Raw genomic sequence first — 15,352 nt, forward strand, 5'->3', positions numbered from 1 at the left:
CTAAAAAGGAGGCCCTATATGCAACAATTAGATTTAAGGGTTCAAAAAACTCATAAGGCACTTATAGAAGCATTTGAAAACTTATTACATGAAAAAGAATTTGAAAATATTTCAGTAACAGAAATATGTGATGCTGCTATGGTTCGACGACCAACTTTCTACAAACATTTCTTGGATAAATATGATTTTATAACCTTTTTTATTAAACATAAAATGAATGAAATATTTGATTTTGCTATCAAAAACTCAAATGAAGAAAAAGACAACTTTTTTATTATTGTTTTTGAACAACTATTGGATCAATTTGATAATCTCTTATATCTCATTTTCAGTATTCAAATGAATGCTAATATCATTTTTGAACTTGAAAGTGTGCGCGAGTACGGGAAGAGCATGCTAGGTAACCGCATAAAAAAAGGAGCTAGTGACGAAGAATTACCCATAGAGCTTAGTTATAAAGGACAGATCATTATGGGGATCACGATTCAATCCGTCTTTTGGTATAAGGAGAAAAGAAATCAAATTAGTCGTGAAGAAATTATTGAACTATATACACAGACTTTAGAAAAATTTAGCTAATCGAAGAATTGAAATGGATTCTATGTCAAGGACATTTTAAAAAAAGAAACCTTATGAAACTAAAATGGATTGAAAAGGACCCTATAAAGGCACTTTTTTTAGTGTCTATTCTATAGGATCCACTTTGATTTATGTTTGCTGTAAAGGGCGGTAGTAAAATGTAGGAAAAAGATCTAGCTCAATGGAAAAAAAATATCAGTAAAATTATATATATATCTATAACGGCATTGAACTAAGTATAAAAAGAACGTAAACTATCGTTATATCATACGTTTTGGAGTGATCTTGATTATGAAAATGTTAGAGAACGTTACAGAATACATAACGCCTAAAGATGTTGCTAAACAATTAAAAATAGCTCCAGAAACCCTTAGGAAGTATGCTAATTTAGTGGAGAAAATAAGTGGAGAAAATTTCTTTACAAGAGATAATAATAATTCTCGGATGTATTCAAAAAAAGATATAACGCTTTTGAAACGTGTTATTGAACTAAAAAAACGTAGGTATAACGCTAGAAAAAGCTACTTATAAAACTTTGGAAGAAATAAATGAAACGTCTGTAACAGATGCCGTTTCAAACGACCAAAACGGTACTAATGAGTATTTGGGAATCTTAATAAAAGAACAGAAAGAAACGATTGCTCGTTATGAAGTTTTAGCTGCTAGTTTATTTGAAAGCAATAGGATTTTAACGGATCAAATACAAAATTTGATCGATACTCAAGAACAGCTTGCAATAGGAAAAAAAGAAGAAGAAAAAGTAGTAGTAGATAAAATTTCTGAAAAAAAACGACTCTAGGAAAACAATTTAGTTCGTTGTACAAAAATGAATACTTTTTTGTATAATAGCGGAGTTTTTTTATAAATAAATCTTTTTGAAAAGGTTAAAAGCTTGATTTAACGCCATTGGATAAAAATCCGCATATTCTTCACAAGTGAGCAAAGTAAAAAGCCCGTCACAACAAGGATGAGCAGGCTACTTGGCTTAACCGCGATTATGTAAACTAAATTTATATACGAATTTCATTATCATTAAAAACTAATCGTATATTAGAAAACTGCTATAAAAAAAATCATATTTAAGTGCGAATCTTGTTGCACTAATTTACTATAATTTTTTATTTGCTATACAACTATATGAGCAGTTAACTAAAAAATTATAATCTATTTAAGGGAGACACGATAAGAAAATGTTAAGACCAACTAAACTAATTGATACAAATATTGACACAAATAAATTTAAAGAAATTTTTGCAGAATACTACTCTTTTTTTAAAAGTATAGACAGTGTCAATATTTTAGAATTATTACCAAAAAATATAGACTTAAATAGCACACCTAATACTTATCCAATTGATCCGCTATCTTTTATCTTAAATATGTCTTCTAAAATTAATTCTGTATATACTAGTCATGAGCTTAAAAAAAATGGGCAATATCATACAGAAAACTTCAGTATAATAAATTTGATATTAGACAATACGATGGATTTCGATACTGATTCAGTTATAAATAAAAAAATACTAGAACCTTCTTGTGGTACGGGACTGTTTGTATTAACGATTATCAAAAGACTTTATGATAAAGGATATTCTAAAGAATCACTAATAAATTTTGTGAATAACAATCTTGTGGGTTTTGATATTTCTCCTGAAATGGTTTATTTCACTAAATTAAATATACTTTGTTTAATGTCTTATCTTTTTGATAGTTACAATATAATTTTTGAATTAGATTTAAAAATATTTGTTTCAGATACAACACATAAACCTAAACTTAATACTGAACAATTAGAACTATTTGACTCTAAACTTAATTTTACCGAATCGAAAGAGGCTCGCGACATCAAAATTAACTCGACGCTTAAAGAAAGTCACAAATTTGACTATATCGTTGGTAATCCTCCATATGTAACTTTGTATGGTAGAAGGGATATGAAAAAAACTGAAGAACTAAGAAATTATTATATAGATAATTATGATTTTGTTCCTTTAACTGTTAAAAATGGTAAATTCAATTTAACGATGTTCTTTTTTGAACAAGCATTAACCTGGGTGAAAGAACATGGTTATATTTCTTTTATTGTAGATACAAGTTTATTTGAATCAGCATACAAAGACTTAAGAAAATATATTTTAGAAAACTCTAAAATTAAATACTTAATAACTGATTTATCTGTATTTAAAAATATTGGAAGTGGACAAGTGATAATAACTTTGCAAAAAAGTTCTAATTTTAATGATAATCTTAAAAATGAAGTAAGTGTTATCAAATATAAGACCGATGAAAAACATATGATTCTTCAAAATAAATGGTATGAAGCAGAAGAATATAAATTTTTAGTTATTGATAGTCTTGCCATTGAAATATTAACTAAAATTGATCAGAAATCTGTGGAATTATTATCAGTTTTTCCAAAAAAATCGTTACGTACCTGCACGATGATGTTAAGTATGGAAGATCGATTTACTCATATAAATAAAATAGATACTTCTAATGAACTAATGCCTTATTACGTTGGATCAAAAAGTTTAAAATCAAAATTTGGAAAGCTTTCTTTTAAAAAGTATTTTGAATACAACAGAGATTTACAAAATAAAATTAATGACGATTTAAACAAAGAACTTACTAAACAGGGAATTAAAAACAAAAAAAGAATTGGTTTAGGAGATCTCGAAGTGTATAAGTCTCCCAAGATTTTTATTAGGCAGTCTGCAACCTCATTGATTGCTACCTTATCTTTTGATATGGCAGCTGCAAATAACAGTTTATATTGTTTGTCAGAATCAAAAAATGACCAATCATCTATAAAAAAATTAAAAATAACTTGCGCACAGCTAAACTCTACCATTTTGACATTTTACGCTTTAAGTAAAAGGATAATTAGAACATCAAATGGAAAACAACCTCAAATTAAAGTTTCGGATTTAAAAAAAATCAGGTTAACATTTAACGATGAAATAGTTAAACAACTATTAGATGTTACAGATCAGATATTACTAGAAACAATTGAGGCTCCTATTGGAATAGAAATTATAGATAATATATTATTCGATTACTATGATATAACCAATAATGAAAAAGAGTTTATATTAGAATATGTAAACTCTCACTAAAAATCTGTTTCTGCCTTTCTATTCGAATCAATAAGATCAGCCTGAATTTCATCTATAGTTTTGAGTTTCTTTATCAGTGCTTTTTCCTGTCTTTCGTATGATTGTCTATGCTTTTCCATTAATAAATCAATAAATTCTTCTCTAGTTCGATATTCAGGTTCGGCTGCTATGTTCACTTGTAACTGTGGTTTAGGGTTTAAACGAAATGTATGATTTACGTCCTTTAGTAGATACACCTTTGTATATTCACCCTTATATTTTGCAAACTCTAAACCATCAGAAGTAGCATCGTAATAAACCATCACAAATACTAAGTAAAAATTGCCTTCTTGGATAAACTTAATTACTTTTTTCGGTGTTCCTATATCAGGATTACTATCAACAGAAGATACTTTAAATGCTTTGAAATCTATCCAGATTATCTCTTTTCTTCCCATAAACTCGAATTCACATTTTGCGTCCCAAGGATTTTTTGTAGAACCCTTAGGTGATCCAACAGGATTAGTTATGTATTCGTTATCATTTTCTTTTAAAACTTCAACAAATTTATCCTCTAAATAATCGCTTAGCTCTGCTCCCGCTCTAGACTTAGCGCTTATGTTTAAGTTTAAGTGTGATTGCACTATTCCATCCACTACTTCTTCAATACTTTTACATAATTGTTCTTCATAAATTTTAAAATCAAACAATTTAATCCCTCCAAAATAATTCGTTATTAAAAAAATCGTAAATAGTCATATTAAATCCTATGACTATTTTTTCTAGTACTTTAATAGAAATATTTCTTCTGCCATTTTCAACACTATTTATATATGTTCTATCTACTCCTACTTTATTAGCTAAACTTTCTTGAGTAAGATTGTTGCTATGCCTTAACTCTTTTATTCTTAGTCCAACTTTTATTTGTATATCCATTCTCAACATCCTCTTAAATAGTATATTGATCTATTTAATAACTTTAGATTTTTGTTGACTTTAAATCAACGGACTATAAGTCACGTTTCTTTTATGTAATCGTACTCCTTGATAAATTCTCATCACGATATGCAATAAATAGAACTTACTCTTAGCTCTGCATAATTTGGTTTGATTTTTTGATTCACGTATAATTGCACTCCTTCATAAATATCTCTTCTCATCATTTGCCTCCTTTGTATGATGAGAAAAGTGTACAACAAAAAAATGTAGGAAAACCGACAATTTTAAATCGCCTTTTTCCTACATTTTACTACCGCCCTTTACAATGTCTTCAAGTTATGGAATTTTTAGAGCTTAAACATTTAAAAAATATGAGTAAGAGTGTTATAGATCAATTATCATAAAAAATAAGCAACCCGAACATTTTTTTAGTAAATTCGGGCTGCTTATATTTTATTGTTTTTTCTTTTGATATATTTTTTTTGCAATAGAATTACTAATGGGAAAACAAATTAATGCGATAACCAGACCGATAGCAATTTCGTGAAAAATAATTGTTATTAAGAATAAAACTATACTGGATATGAATAAACTTAAAACATGTATTTTATCTTCTTTCATAGGACTCTCCCTTTATTGTCATAATAGTAGTTTGATTTATATTTTAAATTATCAATAAAAGAAATGCTAGGGAAAAACCATTCAAATAATAAAATCACTTATCACTTATCACTTATCACAAATCACTTGTGATTTGTGATAAGTGATTCTATTAAATTTTAGGTCAAATTATAAACCTTTTAAACGGTTTATTATGATATACTCATTCATGGCAGCTTGCCCCGAAAGGGGGTGCTATACATGTTTCAACAAATCTTCACATTGATTGTCGCACCACTTTTCGTGGGCTTAGTCATTGAACTAGTTTCTCATTGGTTAGACGAGAAAGACGACGATTAAAAGCAAGTTGCTAACTAACCCACAACGCTAGCCGTCGCAACTAGTGCAAAAAAAGCCCAACCTACGGACATAGGTTTGGGCTTTTGTGCTATACATGCTCGAAATCTTCACATTTCGCACACTCATTATAGCACGAATTTAAAATGAAGCCAAGTAGCTGAATTTTAGATTTCTCCGTGCTCATACAAGCATTCTAAGCACTTTTCAAACTATTTTGTAGGTAGTTATCTATTAAATTCATTTTAAATTGGCTAGATACATTACAACTAATCAATTAAACTTTTTTTTCAAAATTACTCCTGAACCTAAGACTAACAAACCACCTAAGATAGATAAAGTAATATTTTCTGTTTCTCCTGTTTTTGGTAAAACTTTCATTTTTCCGTCTGAACCTTTAACCGTTACTGTTCCGTCTTTTCGAACGTTTGCGCCAATTTCTTTAGCTTCAACCTTTTGCGTAGTACCATCTGCTAATTGAATAATTGGTTTACTATCTTCAACTGCAACAATCACAACGCCTGTATCTGTATTAACTGGGTTTTCGATTGGGTTTGTGTCTACTGGTTCGCTTGGCTCTGTTGGTTCGCTTGGCTCTGTTGGTTCGCTTGGTTCTGTTGGTTCGCTTGGTTCTGTTGGTTCGCTTGGCTCTGTTGGTTCGCTTGGATCAACTGGATCAACTGGATCGACTGGATCGACTGGATCAACTGGATCGACTGGATCAACTGGATCAACTGGATCAACTGGATCAACTGGATCAACTGGATCAACTGGATCAACTGGATCAACTGGATCAACTGGATCAACTGGATCAACTGGATCAACTGGATCAACTGGATCAACTGGATCAACTGGATCAACCGGAGTAGTTGGATCGGTTGGATCGGTTGGATCGGTTGGTTCTACTGGATCAACTACATCATCAGCTAGAACACTGACACCTGAACTACCTGTTGCTTCGTCCGCAAAACTAACAAGTGGAGCTGATACCAATAGCGCTGTACTAAAAAGTGTTAAAAGGGCAATTTTTTTCATTTTCTTCTCTCCTTAAAAACTACTATTTGTGTACATAAATAGTATATCATAAATATGCTTTACCTGACATTGTTTTATTAATCTTTCTAATTTTTTCTACAATATTATAATTATTGCAAAAAAGAAAGCGGTATCATATAATAGTTAAAAAGGTATAATTCGTTTTTCAAATACTTTGAAAATAAATAATTCATATTGTGGGTGGTGATATTTTTGAATAAAAAATATATACTCCTTTTTATCTTAGGTATTATTGTAGGTATTATTATTAGCTGGTTATTATTTAAGTTAACTCCCAGCTAAATCTAACAAAGAAATGCATGGTGGGATACCTACCGTGCATTTCTTTGTTCATTTTCTAGCTTGAAATATTTCTAGCGATTCTTTCGTTAAGAATAATGTTTTACCTGTATAAATGTGATCGATTCCCTCTAGTCTATGAGGAAACCGTTTATAAATGTGGGCAAAGTATTCATCATTCTTTCCTAACAACTGGCTTGCTTCTTTTGCTGTAATCAATTGCGATAAATCATTATTGGGATTATCAGAGAAAATAATTGTTCCACCAATTTTTCGATAATTAAAATTTTTAAGTATTTCATGTTTGTTGTTACGGTAAGCTTGGGATAGGTAATTTCTATTCTTACCTATCCTTTCACTCATTTCTTTTGCTGTGTAAATTTGATTTAAATTAATTTTTCCCATTGTTTAAGCACTCTCTTTTTAGCGTATTTCAGTTAAAAGAGAAGTCTGTAAGTTTTGGTTGAGTTGTCACAAGAAAGCCGTTTTTAGTTGGTTCAACCTCAAAAGTTATTTTTTGCATTTTACTACGATTGTCTACTGAAACATTTAGAAGGTATTCAACGCTATACCCTTTTTTTGTTTGTTCACTACCGTAATAATTAACACTTTTAAGCGTTTTCCCTAACGCTCCCCAATCGGATATATCTACCTTTTCGGATACATATGTTCTTAAACTTGACTGATAATTTTCTTGATTTTTTTCCTGTGAAAAATAGTAAGTCAAAAAGTATCTTCCAAAAGTATCTATTTTCGATTGAGAAATATCCGTTTCTTTGACACGTTCAATTTGTTCTTTCAATAATTCGCTCTCTTTTTTGACTGATTGAAGTTGTACTTGTTGAATAACACTTATTCCTATCAATAATACAATAAAAAGAGTCAAAATAGATATGAACAAATGAATTTTGGGAACATTTTTCTTGGTTATGGATTCTGATAGTGATTCTTTTCTACTATTCGTTTGTTTTGCTTGGTTCTTTTTCGATATTTTCTTAATAACACTAGGTTCATTTACTGTTTCAGTTGGAATTTCTGTCTGCGGTATTTCTTGGCGTTCATTACTCGTTTTTAACTCCTGACGATTTAATTCTTGCGTATTAAGCGTTGGTTCTGTTGGTTCATTCAAGTAAACTAAAACGTGTTGATCTGTTACTCGATTTAATAACAAGTTAATTACGTCCGTTTCTTTGGTATTTTTTGTATTCAAAGTGACCGACATAATTTTTGTTTGATCTTCTACTCTAAAAATACCGACACGAAATTTAACTGGTATTCCTCGACTTGTTTTTTGTTGTAGATAGTGTGTGACTTCGGATAATTCACTCTTGCTTAACTTTCGGTTTAGAAACTGGTTTTCTTCTTCAGGAAGAATAATACGTATTTCAAAATAATAAGACAATCGTTTTCCCCCTCTCTTATTTTCTAAACATAGCCATCATAGCTAAGTTTCCTAGTCCGCCACCTTTTGACACTTTGGTTGAATACCACATATTTTGTAGGGCAGACGGTGTTTTGATAATCAACAAGCCACAACCAACCATTAACATAAAGTTTGGTAACGTGTATTTTTCAGCGATCATGAGTGTAATCATAAGTAAGTACAAAATAAGCTTAATAAGCATTGTGAGTGCTTCGGATAACAGTTCTTTGATCCATATTTGAAAGTAATTTTGTTCGTCTGTTAAAAGCGATAAGGCAACTAATGGTGTTAACATAGTCAGTACCAAGAAATCGGCATAAAAGACACAGATCGCTACAAAATACTTGGCAATGGAAAAGGCAAAGAAGATCACAAAAACAAAGAGAACAACGGCACTAACGCCACCATTAAAGAAATTGGAAACTAAGAAATTACGCAATCGTTCGCCGATCGTTTCCACGTTCAAATCATTAGCGACTTGTTGAATCACATATTCCCCGATCGGTGCAACAATCTTTTTGATAAAAAAGTTCATTGCCCAGGGCAACGTTGCTAAGGCAATAGACGAGTAAAACAGCTTTTGAACAATATTAGCGGTCAATGCGTCACCACTACCATTAGAAGCTTGTATTTGCGCTTCAATGACCTTATACAACACAATACAAATCGCAAAGGTTGTCGTTGCAAAGACAAACACATTGGTAATGGTACTAATTAATTCGATATTGGGAATATCAAAAGTCGTCTTATTGGCAATTTTCATACTGGCTTCTAACAAGTCACTGCCCCAACTGCCTAACAAGCTATCGATTGGGTGCAACACACTATCGACACTCTCTTTTACGCCTTCAAAAACTCCTGAAATTGTATCGCTAACTTTATCAACTAAATCTTTTCCAGAATCAACTATATTTTCACCAACATCTAAAATATTAGGCATTAGATTATCCCTCCAATCGATCCTGTTACTTGCCACTTATCAAGTTTTTCATTGTACTTCATAATGACAAATGCGATACTTACTCCTTCAACGTTTTTCTTAGATTCTGTCAGATTTATTCCAACAACTTCGTAACTCAAATCATTATCCCAATCTAATTGCGTGAATATATTTTTATAGGCTTCTCTATGTCTAGCATCATTTCTCCAGTCCACCCATTCAAACGGAAAATCATTACGCAACACAATTTTCGTGTTTTGTTCTGTTTTTTCCGTATCTAAGAACCAAGTATTTAACCATTGGCTTTGATCGTCATTTTGCTTAGAAATCGTTAGCCCTTTGCTACCGTCAACGATCACTGGATTGAAATTGAAACTTGTTTGCAAACTCGTATAAAAATCATCTGCTACCTTATCGCCAAACTTGGCTTTTAAGTTATCAATCAGTTTGGTTTGTAATTCAATCGGGCTTGTACCGCCTGATCCTTCTTTCAATAATTCTTTGTTGATTTCTAAAATCACGTCACCATTAGAGAAAGACTTGTACCAACTCTCAAAAGCTTCTGTCGCTTCGTCTGCTCGTTCTTTCGCACTTAATTTGAGTAAATGGTCGCTTGACCCTTGAACGGCTTGTGAGCTGTTTTCTGTGGCTTCTCCGCTTGTTTCTGACTGGTTGCTTTCTTTGCTTGCGGTGGTGGCTGTTGGTGTCACTGGTGGTTGATTCTTATTGTTAAAATAAGAAATGCCCACAAAAGCAAGAATACCGACAACTAAAACGCCAATCACTAAGTTACGGATCACTTGACGGCTAAATTCCATTTTTTTAATACCCTCACTAGGTTCAATCCCTTTTTCTTCGATTTCTCGTTCTACTTGCTTTTGAAACATTGGGATATTCCCAAAAAATTCTTTCAATCCATTCATTTGATTTCCTCCGATCTTTAAAATGGTAATTCGCTGTTGTCATTGTTGGTTGTGTTTTCCTCTATACCTTCATCAAAACTACTTAGAATATCACTCATTAATAGTTCTTTTTCTTCCTCTTCTTCTGTTACTTCTGATTCGATCGGTTGTTCAGGTAGATTTATTTCTTTTTTATTCAAATCATCTTCTTGTTTCTTCTCGTGAAAAATTGGGGCGCTTGCTAGTTGTACTTTTCGTTGTTTGTGCTGTTTTTCCAACTCCTCAATGGTTTCTTTGGCAAATTCCGTTTGACTGCTTATATAATCTTGCTGTGAAATTTCATGCTTTTTAAGAAGATTTCCGAACAATTCAAATTGTGGCGTTTTTCTTAACATGTAAGGTTTACCGTCAATTAAAACAATACTTTTTCTGCCATTTTCTTCTTGTTGTAAATTGATAACTTCCCCTTCGGTAATCAATCGCCTTTTTTGGTAACCGTAGCTTTCTGACTTACTTCCGCTTCGGTTAGTTGTTTTTGCGGACGTTTTACTTTCACTTGTTCCGCCGGTGTATACTTTGATTGTTGTATCATTTACTTGTCTTGAAAAGTATTCGGCAGTCGTTTGCTCTACACCACCTAGACATATTTTAATGGCATGATTCCCAATGATCGCTTTAAATTTCTTATCTCCGTAAAGTTCAAAGCCCTGGGGCAAAGATTGCAATATGGTACTAACTGAAATACGATACCCTCGACACGTTGCAAGAAAGTTCTCATAGGTTGGAAAATAGCCCAAATTGACAAATTCATCTAATAACATAACTAAAGGTACTGGCAATTTTGCGTTGTGTTTATCTCCTAAAAAATATAACTCGGTAAACATTTGTTGGAAAAAGAGATTCACTAAGCCGTCCCAAGTTCGATCTAGGGGTGAAATTAGCACGTATAAACAAATTTTTGACGTTCCTAATTCCTCAAAGAAAAAATCGTTTGTACTGGTAAATTCTGATACTTCTTTATCAACAAAATCTTGTAAAGTCGTCAATAGACTAATAACAATGTTTGGTCTTGCTTCACTTTGTGCTTGTCGGAAGCCTAAATAGTAACTGCGTTTTGCTTCGTGTCCGTCTGGCAAACGCTCAAATTGTTCATCAAGTTCTGATACACCTTCTTCATTATAGCGTGGGTCAAATTCTTCTAAGAAATCTAAAATTCCCTCAATCGTTCTTGAACTTGGTTCATATTCAAAATAAACATATTTAATCAACGTATTTAATAAGCTTAATTGTGCATTGAACCAAAAATCTTTCCGTTTGGGATCATTCTTTGCTGATACTATGACGTTTGCAATCTTGTTTGTATCATTTGATTTGCGAATATAGAGTAATGGATTGTACCTAGAACTTAGTAAAAAATCTTTAAAATTTATCACAACTGTTTTGAAGCCCTGGGCTTTTTTTATCTCATTGGTTAATTCATAGATTTCCCCTTTTGGATCAGTTACAACAATTGACGTATTGCGATTGTTTACAACGTTAGGTAAAACATAACTTTGTGTTTTAAATGAACCTGGGCCGCCTACTACAAAAATATTTCGATTGCTTATTTTGCTATCTTCGGGTTGGATCACAACTTTTCCACTTGGAAATTTCCCCAATATTAAACCGTCTGATTCTGCTAATAAACTAGTCATTTTTCCCCCTCCTCATTGATTTTTCTAATATGCTTTTCATTGATTTTTCAGGGATCAAATGAACGTTTTTCGGTGCATTTATTTCTGATTCCTCCCCCCAATAAGCCGAGCCATGAACAGGATTTGTTTTTCCGACAACCTCAAACGGTTGGCGTTTGGTAGGGTGTAGAAAGACAAATAAAACGATTAAAACAATGATTTGTACAATGAAGAACGGAATCATGTAATTAGATTGAATGATCTCTAAGAAAGTATTGATTGGGTGCTTTAAAATAGTTGTAACAAAGGTACTCAATTCAATGTTTGTATCATTCGCAATGATAAAAGGTAATAATTTAAATACAATCAATGTTACTGGTAATAATAGTAGATAGAGTATAACTAGGATAATCAGTTTCACTTGCTCTTGCTTCTTCTTCGCCATGCTTCTACTCCTCTCCTAATTGAATGGTCGTTCTTTGGGTAATTTGTTGGTTTTTAATTTGGATAATTTGGTTTATTTCAAAATCATTTTTTGTACCGTTAAAAACCTGGTGAATCGGTGCTGTTACTAGATATTGCTGTGAATTATCCTTACTTTCATAAGCCAGAATTTTTATTTCATTTTCGTTTACTGAAGACTTTTGAATCGTGTTTTGTTGTGGGCTATATGAATTGTTTACGTTGATCTCGTTTTGTAATTCTTGATAAACGTTGTCTGTCGCTAATTCTTTAACCGTTGTCATAGATATTTCTTTTTGGCTTTTTTCGTAGTTATAAACTGTCTTGTAAAATTCTTTGATAATTTTTTCCGATTCGCTTTGGTTAGTGTCTTGTTCCGATTGTTTGTTTGCTAATTCCGTTTGTACGCTTTTTAATTCGCTCTTTAACTGGCGGATCTGCTCGCCTTGTTTAATCCCAAAAACAACCATACCTATGGTAACCACAAGTAAAACAAGCGTTGAGATAAACAAACTAACTTTTATTTTGTCAAACTCCATTTCTTCCTCTCCTTATTCAACATAACTTGCAATATTTGCAATAGAAGCTGGCACTACTCGATAACTGATTGTTCCACTTCCTGGGTTTACTACATTACACTCTGATACAAGAAGCGTACCGTCTGCATTTACGACTTCTACAAAGGCAACGTGTCCGTAAACTGGATCAGAACCGAAAGAACCTGGAGGGAAAGAAATTGCCGTACCTACTTTGGGCTTATTTGTTACTTTATAGCCTAAAGCTTTCCCTTTATAGCCCCATTCGCCACCATTGCCCATAAAATCATCAACTGGTTTTCCTATTTGAGCCATACGATTAAAAGCGTACCAAGTACATTGCCCAAAAGGATAACTGCCACTGGTATTATAGTTGTGTCCATCATATCTTGGATAACGTAATTTATTTTTGTATTCGCTAGGTACATCAACTTGAACAACGCCAGTATTATTAGAATTGTTTTGAACGCCCTCTGCGCTTGCCTGGCTTTCGTTAACGTATTCAAGTAATTTTGGCACATAGAACATATTTCCGTAGTTATAGCGGTAATTGTAGCCCATTGTAGTAGATAAAGCATTTACATAAGGTACCTTTTCGCCACCTGACATATTAATAGAAAATTGTTTAGCCAACTCAAAAGAATACGTTCCGCCATTCTTCACGACAAAATCAACAAAACCACCGCCATAATTGTACGCTTGAAGAGCTGTTTTTATATCTGCACCTCTGCTAATTGCACCTTTCATATTTTGAACAAAAAATTCAACTCCTCGTTGTATGCTTCGTTCGGGGTCTTGAATGGTGTTAGGGGGCAATCCTAAACTTTCGCTTGATTGCATAGGATCGCCACCATTCCCGCCCGATTCAATTTGCATGAGTGCTAAGATATAAGGTACATATTCCATACCGTCATATTGCTTAGCATATTTTTCAACGGTGCTTTTGTATCTCAAAACAGATTCACTTAAATTTTTGTTTTCTGTCGCTAGTCCACCATTAGGGGCTGTTTGATCGTTATTAAAAATAAGAAGGAAGATTACAATGATAAAGACGAAAAAGCCTAAAATTGCTTTCGCTATCGGTTTTCGATAACGAATAAGCAGTTTAGCAGCTGTTGCTCCCATGATATGAAATCACCAACCTTCCTAATCTTTTTCAGCGTTTGTTAATTCAATCTTTTCACTAAGCAATGTGTTGTTTTCTTCTAACAAGTCATTGGTTTGTTTTTTCTTCAAGTCGTCATTTAAAGAATTATCCTTATACATGTTTTCTAATTCTTCACTGTTATTTTCAATCAATAAGTCAATCATGCTGATTTGACGTTTAGGATCGATTGCTAATTTCTTTTGTGTAATTGATACCTGACGAATATTTTTCACTGTTGGAATGTCTTTTTCTTTTACTGATTTATCGATTAAAGCTTCAACAATTGTTGTATCGGTACTAGTTTGAACCAGATACTCAATATCTGTTGAATTGTCATATGCTAAAATCTTTTTGAAGTCTGCTAAATAGTCGCTTCCTGGTAAATCAAGACTTTCTATTTTTTCGGTTTCCCCTTGTTTGTACAAACTTTGAATAATTTTTTGATCTGCTTTTTTATCAAGTTCATAAGCTTTAGTGTAGTCACCAAGTTTCACGTAAATATCAACTTGTTTTTTCTTAGGATAGTTGAGTTTTTGCATATCTTCTTCGATATTCTCACTATCATTATCAATAATCTTATTTAAAATAGTGATCTCTGTTTCTGCGCTTTGCTGTGTAGCCGTAACTTGTTTCTTCTCATTTACTTTCATAAGAAAAACCGTACCGCCATATAACGCAATAACACCTACAACTAACGCAATTTTTAAGCTTTTATTTCTGCGAATTTTTCGGACGTCTGCTTTCTTGTCCTGTAATTCAGCAGAAAAGAAATTCTTTTGTTCTTCGGTTAGTCGATTTTTTATTAAATCTCTTAATGATTCCAAGCTTTCAACTGCTTCTACATCATTTAAAAATGAATTTTTTTCTTTTGTTAGAACCTCAATACGATTCTTCTCATACTTCTCAAGTGTGAATTTACCAAAAAAACTACAAATAAAATTTTTCCACTGCTCTAATTCTTCTTTAGTTGAGTAAGGCAAATTATCAAAGTGATCTGCTTTATAAATAAAAAGCAAGTCACGTGTATCTTTGAGTAGGATATTTTGCATTGCTAGATAGGTGTTTGTTTTTTCTAGTACATTCATTTCAAGTAATCGATTCACTATATCCAATTTATAAAAATCAGCATATTCTTTCAATTCAAGTAGTGGTGTATAGCCATTAGGACGGTGATAAACAATTTCTAGCTTTCCGTCTTTGGTCAAAATCTCCTCGACATCAACAAAATATTGTTCACTTTCTTCTACATCAAAAATATGTTCTCGATTCGTCAAATATTTTTCGTTTATTTGAACGACAATCACATTCTCTTGATAGTAGAATTGTAAATTTTTCAAGATTTTGTATTTCATTTTTTTCTCCCT

The 15,352-nt window shown here is 32.3% G+C and carries 18 protein-coding genes; 5 read left to right on the forward strand and 13 right to left on the reverse strand.

Features of this window, described 5'->3' with window-relative positions; translation table 11 throughout:
- The first annotated feature begins 18 nt into the window (after positions 1-18).
- From BN1875_RS00240 to BN1875_RS00255, 4 genes are all read left to right on the forward strand, one after another.
- Positions 19-579, forward strand: coding sequence for a TetR/AcrR family transcriptional regulator (locus BN1875_RS00240; protein WP_010739382.1), 561 nt, complete (start codon positions 19-21; stop codon positions 577-579).
- 291 nt (positions 580-870) lie between these two features.
- Positions 871-1,110, forward strand: a complete 240-nt coding sequence (locus BN1875_RS00245) for a MerR family transcriptional regulator (protein WP_048602893.1) — start codon at positions 871-873, stop codon at positions 1,108-1,110.
- 4 nt (positions 1,111-1,114) lie between these two features.
- Positions 1,115-1,378: a hypothetical protein gene (locus BN1875_RS00250; RefSeq protein WP_048602894.1), complete on the forward strand. Its 264-nt coding sequence runs from the start codon at positions 1,115-1,117 to the stop codon at positions 1,376-1,378.
- 391 nt (positions 1,379-1,769) lie between these two features.
- Positions 1,770-3,695: an Eco57I restriction-modification methylase domain-containing protein gene (locus BN1875_RS00255; RefSeq protein ID WP_048602895.1), complete on the forward strand. Its 1,926-nt coding sequence runs from the start codon at positions 1,770-1,772 to the stop codon at positions 3,693-3,695.
- Here BN1875_RS00255 and BN1875_RS00260 read toward each other — a convergent pair.
- The 3 genes from BN1875_RS00260 to BN1875_RS13570 all read right to left on the reverse strand — a co-directional run bounded on the left by BN1875_RS00260 (position 3,692) and on the right by BN1875_RS13570 (position 5,234).
- Complete coding sequence (locus BN1875_RS00260; RefSeq protein WP_048602896.1) at positions 3,692-4,384, reverse strand: hypothetical protein; 693 nt, start codon at positions 4,382-4,384, stop codon at positions 3,692-3,694. The genes BN1875_RS00255 and BN1875_RS00260 overlap by 4 nt on opposite strands.
- A gap of 1 nt (position 4,385) precedes the next feature.
- Positions 4,386-4,610, reverse strand: coding sequence for a helix-turn-helix domain-containing protein (locus BN1875_RS00265; protein WP_082147206.1), 225 nt, complete (start codon positions 4,608-4,610; stop codon positions 4,386-4,388).
- A gap of 456 nt (positions 4,611-5,066) precedes the next feature.
- Positions 5,067-5,234 (reverse strand): hypothetical protein, encoded by a 168-nt coding sequence (locus tag BN1875_RS13570; protein ID WP_010778458.1) that lies wholly within the window; start codon positions 5,232-5,234, stop codon positions 5,067-5,069.
- A 240-nt stretch (positions 5,235-5,474) separates the two neighbouring features.
- On the opposite strand from BN1875_RS13570, the gene BN1875_RS13575 reads away from it, so the two are divergent.
- Positions 5,475-5,573 carry a type I toxin-antitoxin system Fst family toxin gene (locus BN1875_RS13575; protein ID WP_141427055.1) on the forward strand — a complete coding sequence of 33 codons (99 nt, stop codon included), beginning with the start codon at positions 5,475-5,477 and terminating at the stop codon, positions 5,571-5,573.
- Positions 5,574-5,843: 270 nt separating this feature from the next.
- On the opposite strand, the gene BN1875_RS00270 is transcribed toward BN1875_RS13575, so the two are convergent.
- From BN1875_RS00270 to BN1875_RS00315, 10 genes are all read right to left on the reverse strand, one after another.
- Positions 5,844-6,605 (reverse strand): LPXTG cell wall anchor domain-containing protein, encoded by a 762-nt coding sequence (locus BN1875_RS00270; RefSeq protein ID WP_048602898.1) that lies wholly within the window; start codon positions 6,603-6,605, stop codon positions 5,844-5,846.
- 351 nt (positions 6,606-6,956) lie between these two features.
- Positions 6,957-7,310, reverse strand: coding sequence for a hypothetical protein (locus BN1875_RS00275; protein ID WP_002339801.1), 354 nt, complete (start codon positions 7,308-7,310; stop codon positions 6,957-6,959).
- A gap of 28 nt (positions 7,311-7,338) precedes the next feature.
- On the reverse strand, positions 7,339-8,307 hold the full coding sequence (locus tag BN1875_RS00280) for a hypothetical protein (RefSeq protein WP_048602899.1): 969 nt from the start codon (positions 8,305-8,307) through the stop codon (positions 7,339-7,341).
- A 16-nt stretch (positions 8,308-8,323) separates the two neighbouring features.
- Positions 8,324-9,268: a conjugal transfer protein TrbL family protein gene (locus tag BN1875_RS00285; RefSeq protein WP_032495478.1), complete on the reverse strand. Its 945-nt coding sequence runs from the start codon at positions 9,266-9,268 to the stop codon at positions 8,324-8,326.
- Positions 9,268-10,191 (reverse strand): hypothetical protein, encoded by a 924-nt coding sequence (locus BN1875_RS00290; protein ID WP_048602900.1) that lies wholly within the window; start codon positions 10,189-10,191, stop codon positions 9,268-9,270. The genes BN1875_RS00285 and BN1875_RS00290 overlap by 1 nt, the downstream gene beginning before the upstream one ends.
- A gap of 17 nt (positions 10,192-10,208) precedes the next feature.
- Entirely contained in the window at positions 10,209-11,864 is a 1,656-nt protein-coding gene (locus tag BN1875_RS00295; protein ID WP_048602901.1) for a VirD4-like conjugal transfer protein, CD1115 family, read from the reverse strand.
- Positions 11,857-12,288 carry a hypothetical protein gene (locus tag BN1875_RS00300; RefSeq protein ID WP_048602902.1) on the reverse strand — a complete coding sequence of 144 codons (432 nt, stop codon included), beginning with the start codon at positions 12,286-12,288 and terminating at the stop codon, positions 11,857-11,859. Before BN1875_RS00300 ends, BN1875_RS00295 begins: the two co-directional genes overlap by 8 nt.
- A 4-nt stretch (positions 12,289-12,292) precedes the next feature.
- Positions 12,293-12,844: a hypothetical protein gene (locus BN1875_RS00305; protein WP_015543618.1), complete on the reverse strand. Its 552-nt coding sequence runs from the start codon at positions 12,842-12,844 to the stop codon at positions 12,293-12,295.
- A 12-nt stretch (positions 12,845-12,856) separates the two neighbouring features.
- Complete coding sequence (locus tag BN1875_RS00310) at positions 12,857-13,966, reverse strand: lysozyme family protein (protein ID WP_048602903.1); 1,110 nt, start codon at positions 13,964-13,966, stop codon at positions 12,857-12,859.
- A gap of 21 nt (positions 13,967-13,987) precedes the next feature.
- A complete protein-coding gene (locus BN1875_RS00315) occupies positions 13,988-15,340 on the reverse strand; it encodes a hypothetical protein (protein ID WP_048602904.1) in 1,353 nt (450 codons plus the stop codon).
- Positions 15,341-15,352: the final 12 nt, after the last annotated feature.

It is taken from the genome of Enterococcus massiliensis (genome assembly GCF_001050095.1).
GTDB lineage: Bacteria > Bacillota > Bacilli > Lactobacillales > Enterococcaceae > Enterococcus_C > Enterococcus_C songbeiensis.

Coding starts and splice junctions, on each gene's coding strand:
- BN1875_RS00240 (WP_010739382.1), top strand. CDS start 19: ATGCAACAATTAGATTTAAGGGTTCAAAAAACTCATAAGGCACTTATA.
- BN1875_RS00275 (WP_002339801.1), bottom strand. CDS start 7,310: ATGGGAAAAATTAATTTAAATCAAATTTACACAGCAAAAGAAATGAGT.
- BN1875_RS13570 (WP_010778458.1), bottom strand. CDS start 5,234: ATGAAAGAAGATAAAATACATGTTTTAAGTTTATTCATATCCAGTATA.
- BN1875_RS00255 (WP_048602895.1), top strand. CDS start 1,770: ATGTTAAGACCAACTAAACTAATTGATACAAATATTGACACAAATAAA.
- BN1875_RS13575 (WP_141427055.1), top strand. CDS start 5,475: ATGTTTCAACAAATCTTCACATTGATTGTCGCACCACTTTTCGTGGGC.
- BN1875_RS00295 (WP_048602901.1), bottom strand. CDS start 11,864: ATGACTAGTTTATTAGCAGAATCAGACGGTTTAATATTGGGGAAATTT.
- BN1875_RS00245 (WP_048602893.1), top strand. CDS start 871: ATGAAAATGTTAGAGAACGTTACAGAATACATAACGCCTAAAGATGTT.
- BN1875_RS00300 (WP_048602902.1), bottom strand. CDS start 12,288: ATGGCGAAGAAGAAGCAAGAGCAAGTGAAACTGATTATCCTAGTTATA.
- BN1875_RS00285 (WP_032495478.1), bottom strand. CDS start 9,268: ATGCCTAATATTTTAGATGTTGGTGAAAATATAGTTGATTCTGGAAAA.
- BN1875_RS00270 (WP_048602898.1), bottom strand. CDS start 6,605: ATGAAAAAAATTGCCCTTTTAACACTTTTTAGTACAGCGCTATTGGTA.
- BN1875_RS00305 (WP_015543618.1), bottom strand. CDS start 12,844: ATGGAGTTTGACAAAATAAAAGTTAGTTTGTTTATCTCAACGCTTGTT.
- BN1875_RS00310 (WP_048602903.1), bottom strand. CDS start 13,966: ATGGGAGCAACAGCTGCTAAACTGCTTATTCGTTATCGAAAACCGATA.
- BN1875_RS00290 (WP_048602900.1), bottom strand. CDS start 10,191: ATGAATGGATTGAAAGAATTTTTTGGGAATATCCCAATGTTTCAAAAG.
- BN1875_RS00265 (WP_082147206.1), bottom strand. CDS start 4,610: ATGGATATACAAATAAAAGTTGGACTAAGAATAAAAGAGTTAAGGCAT.
- BN1875_RS00315 (WP_048602904.1), bottom strand. CDS start 15,340: ATGAAATACAAAATCTTGAAAAATTTACAATTCTACTATCAAGAGAAT.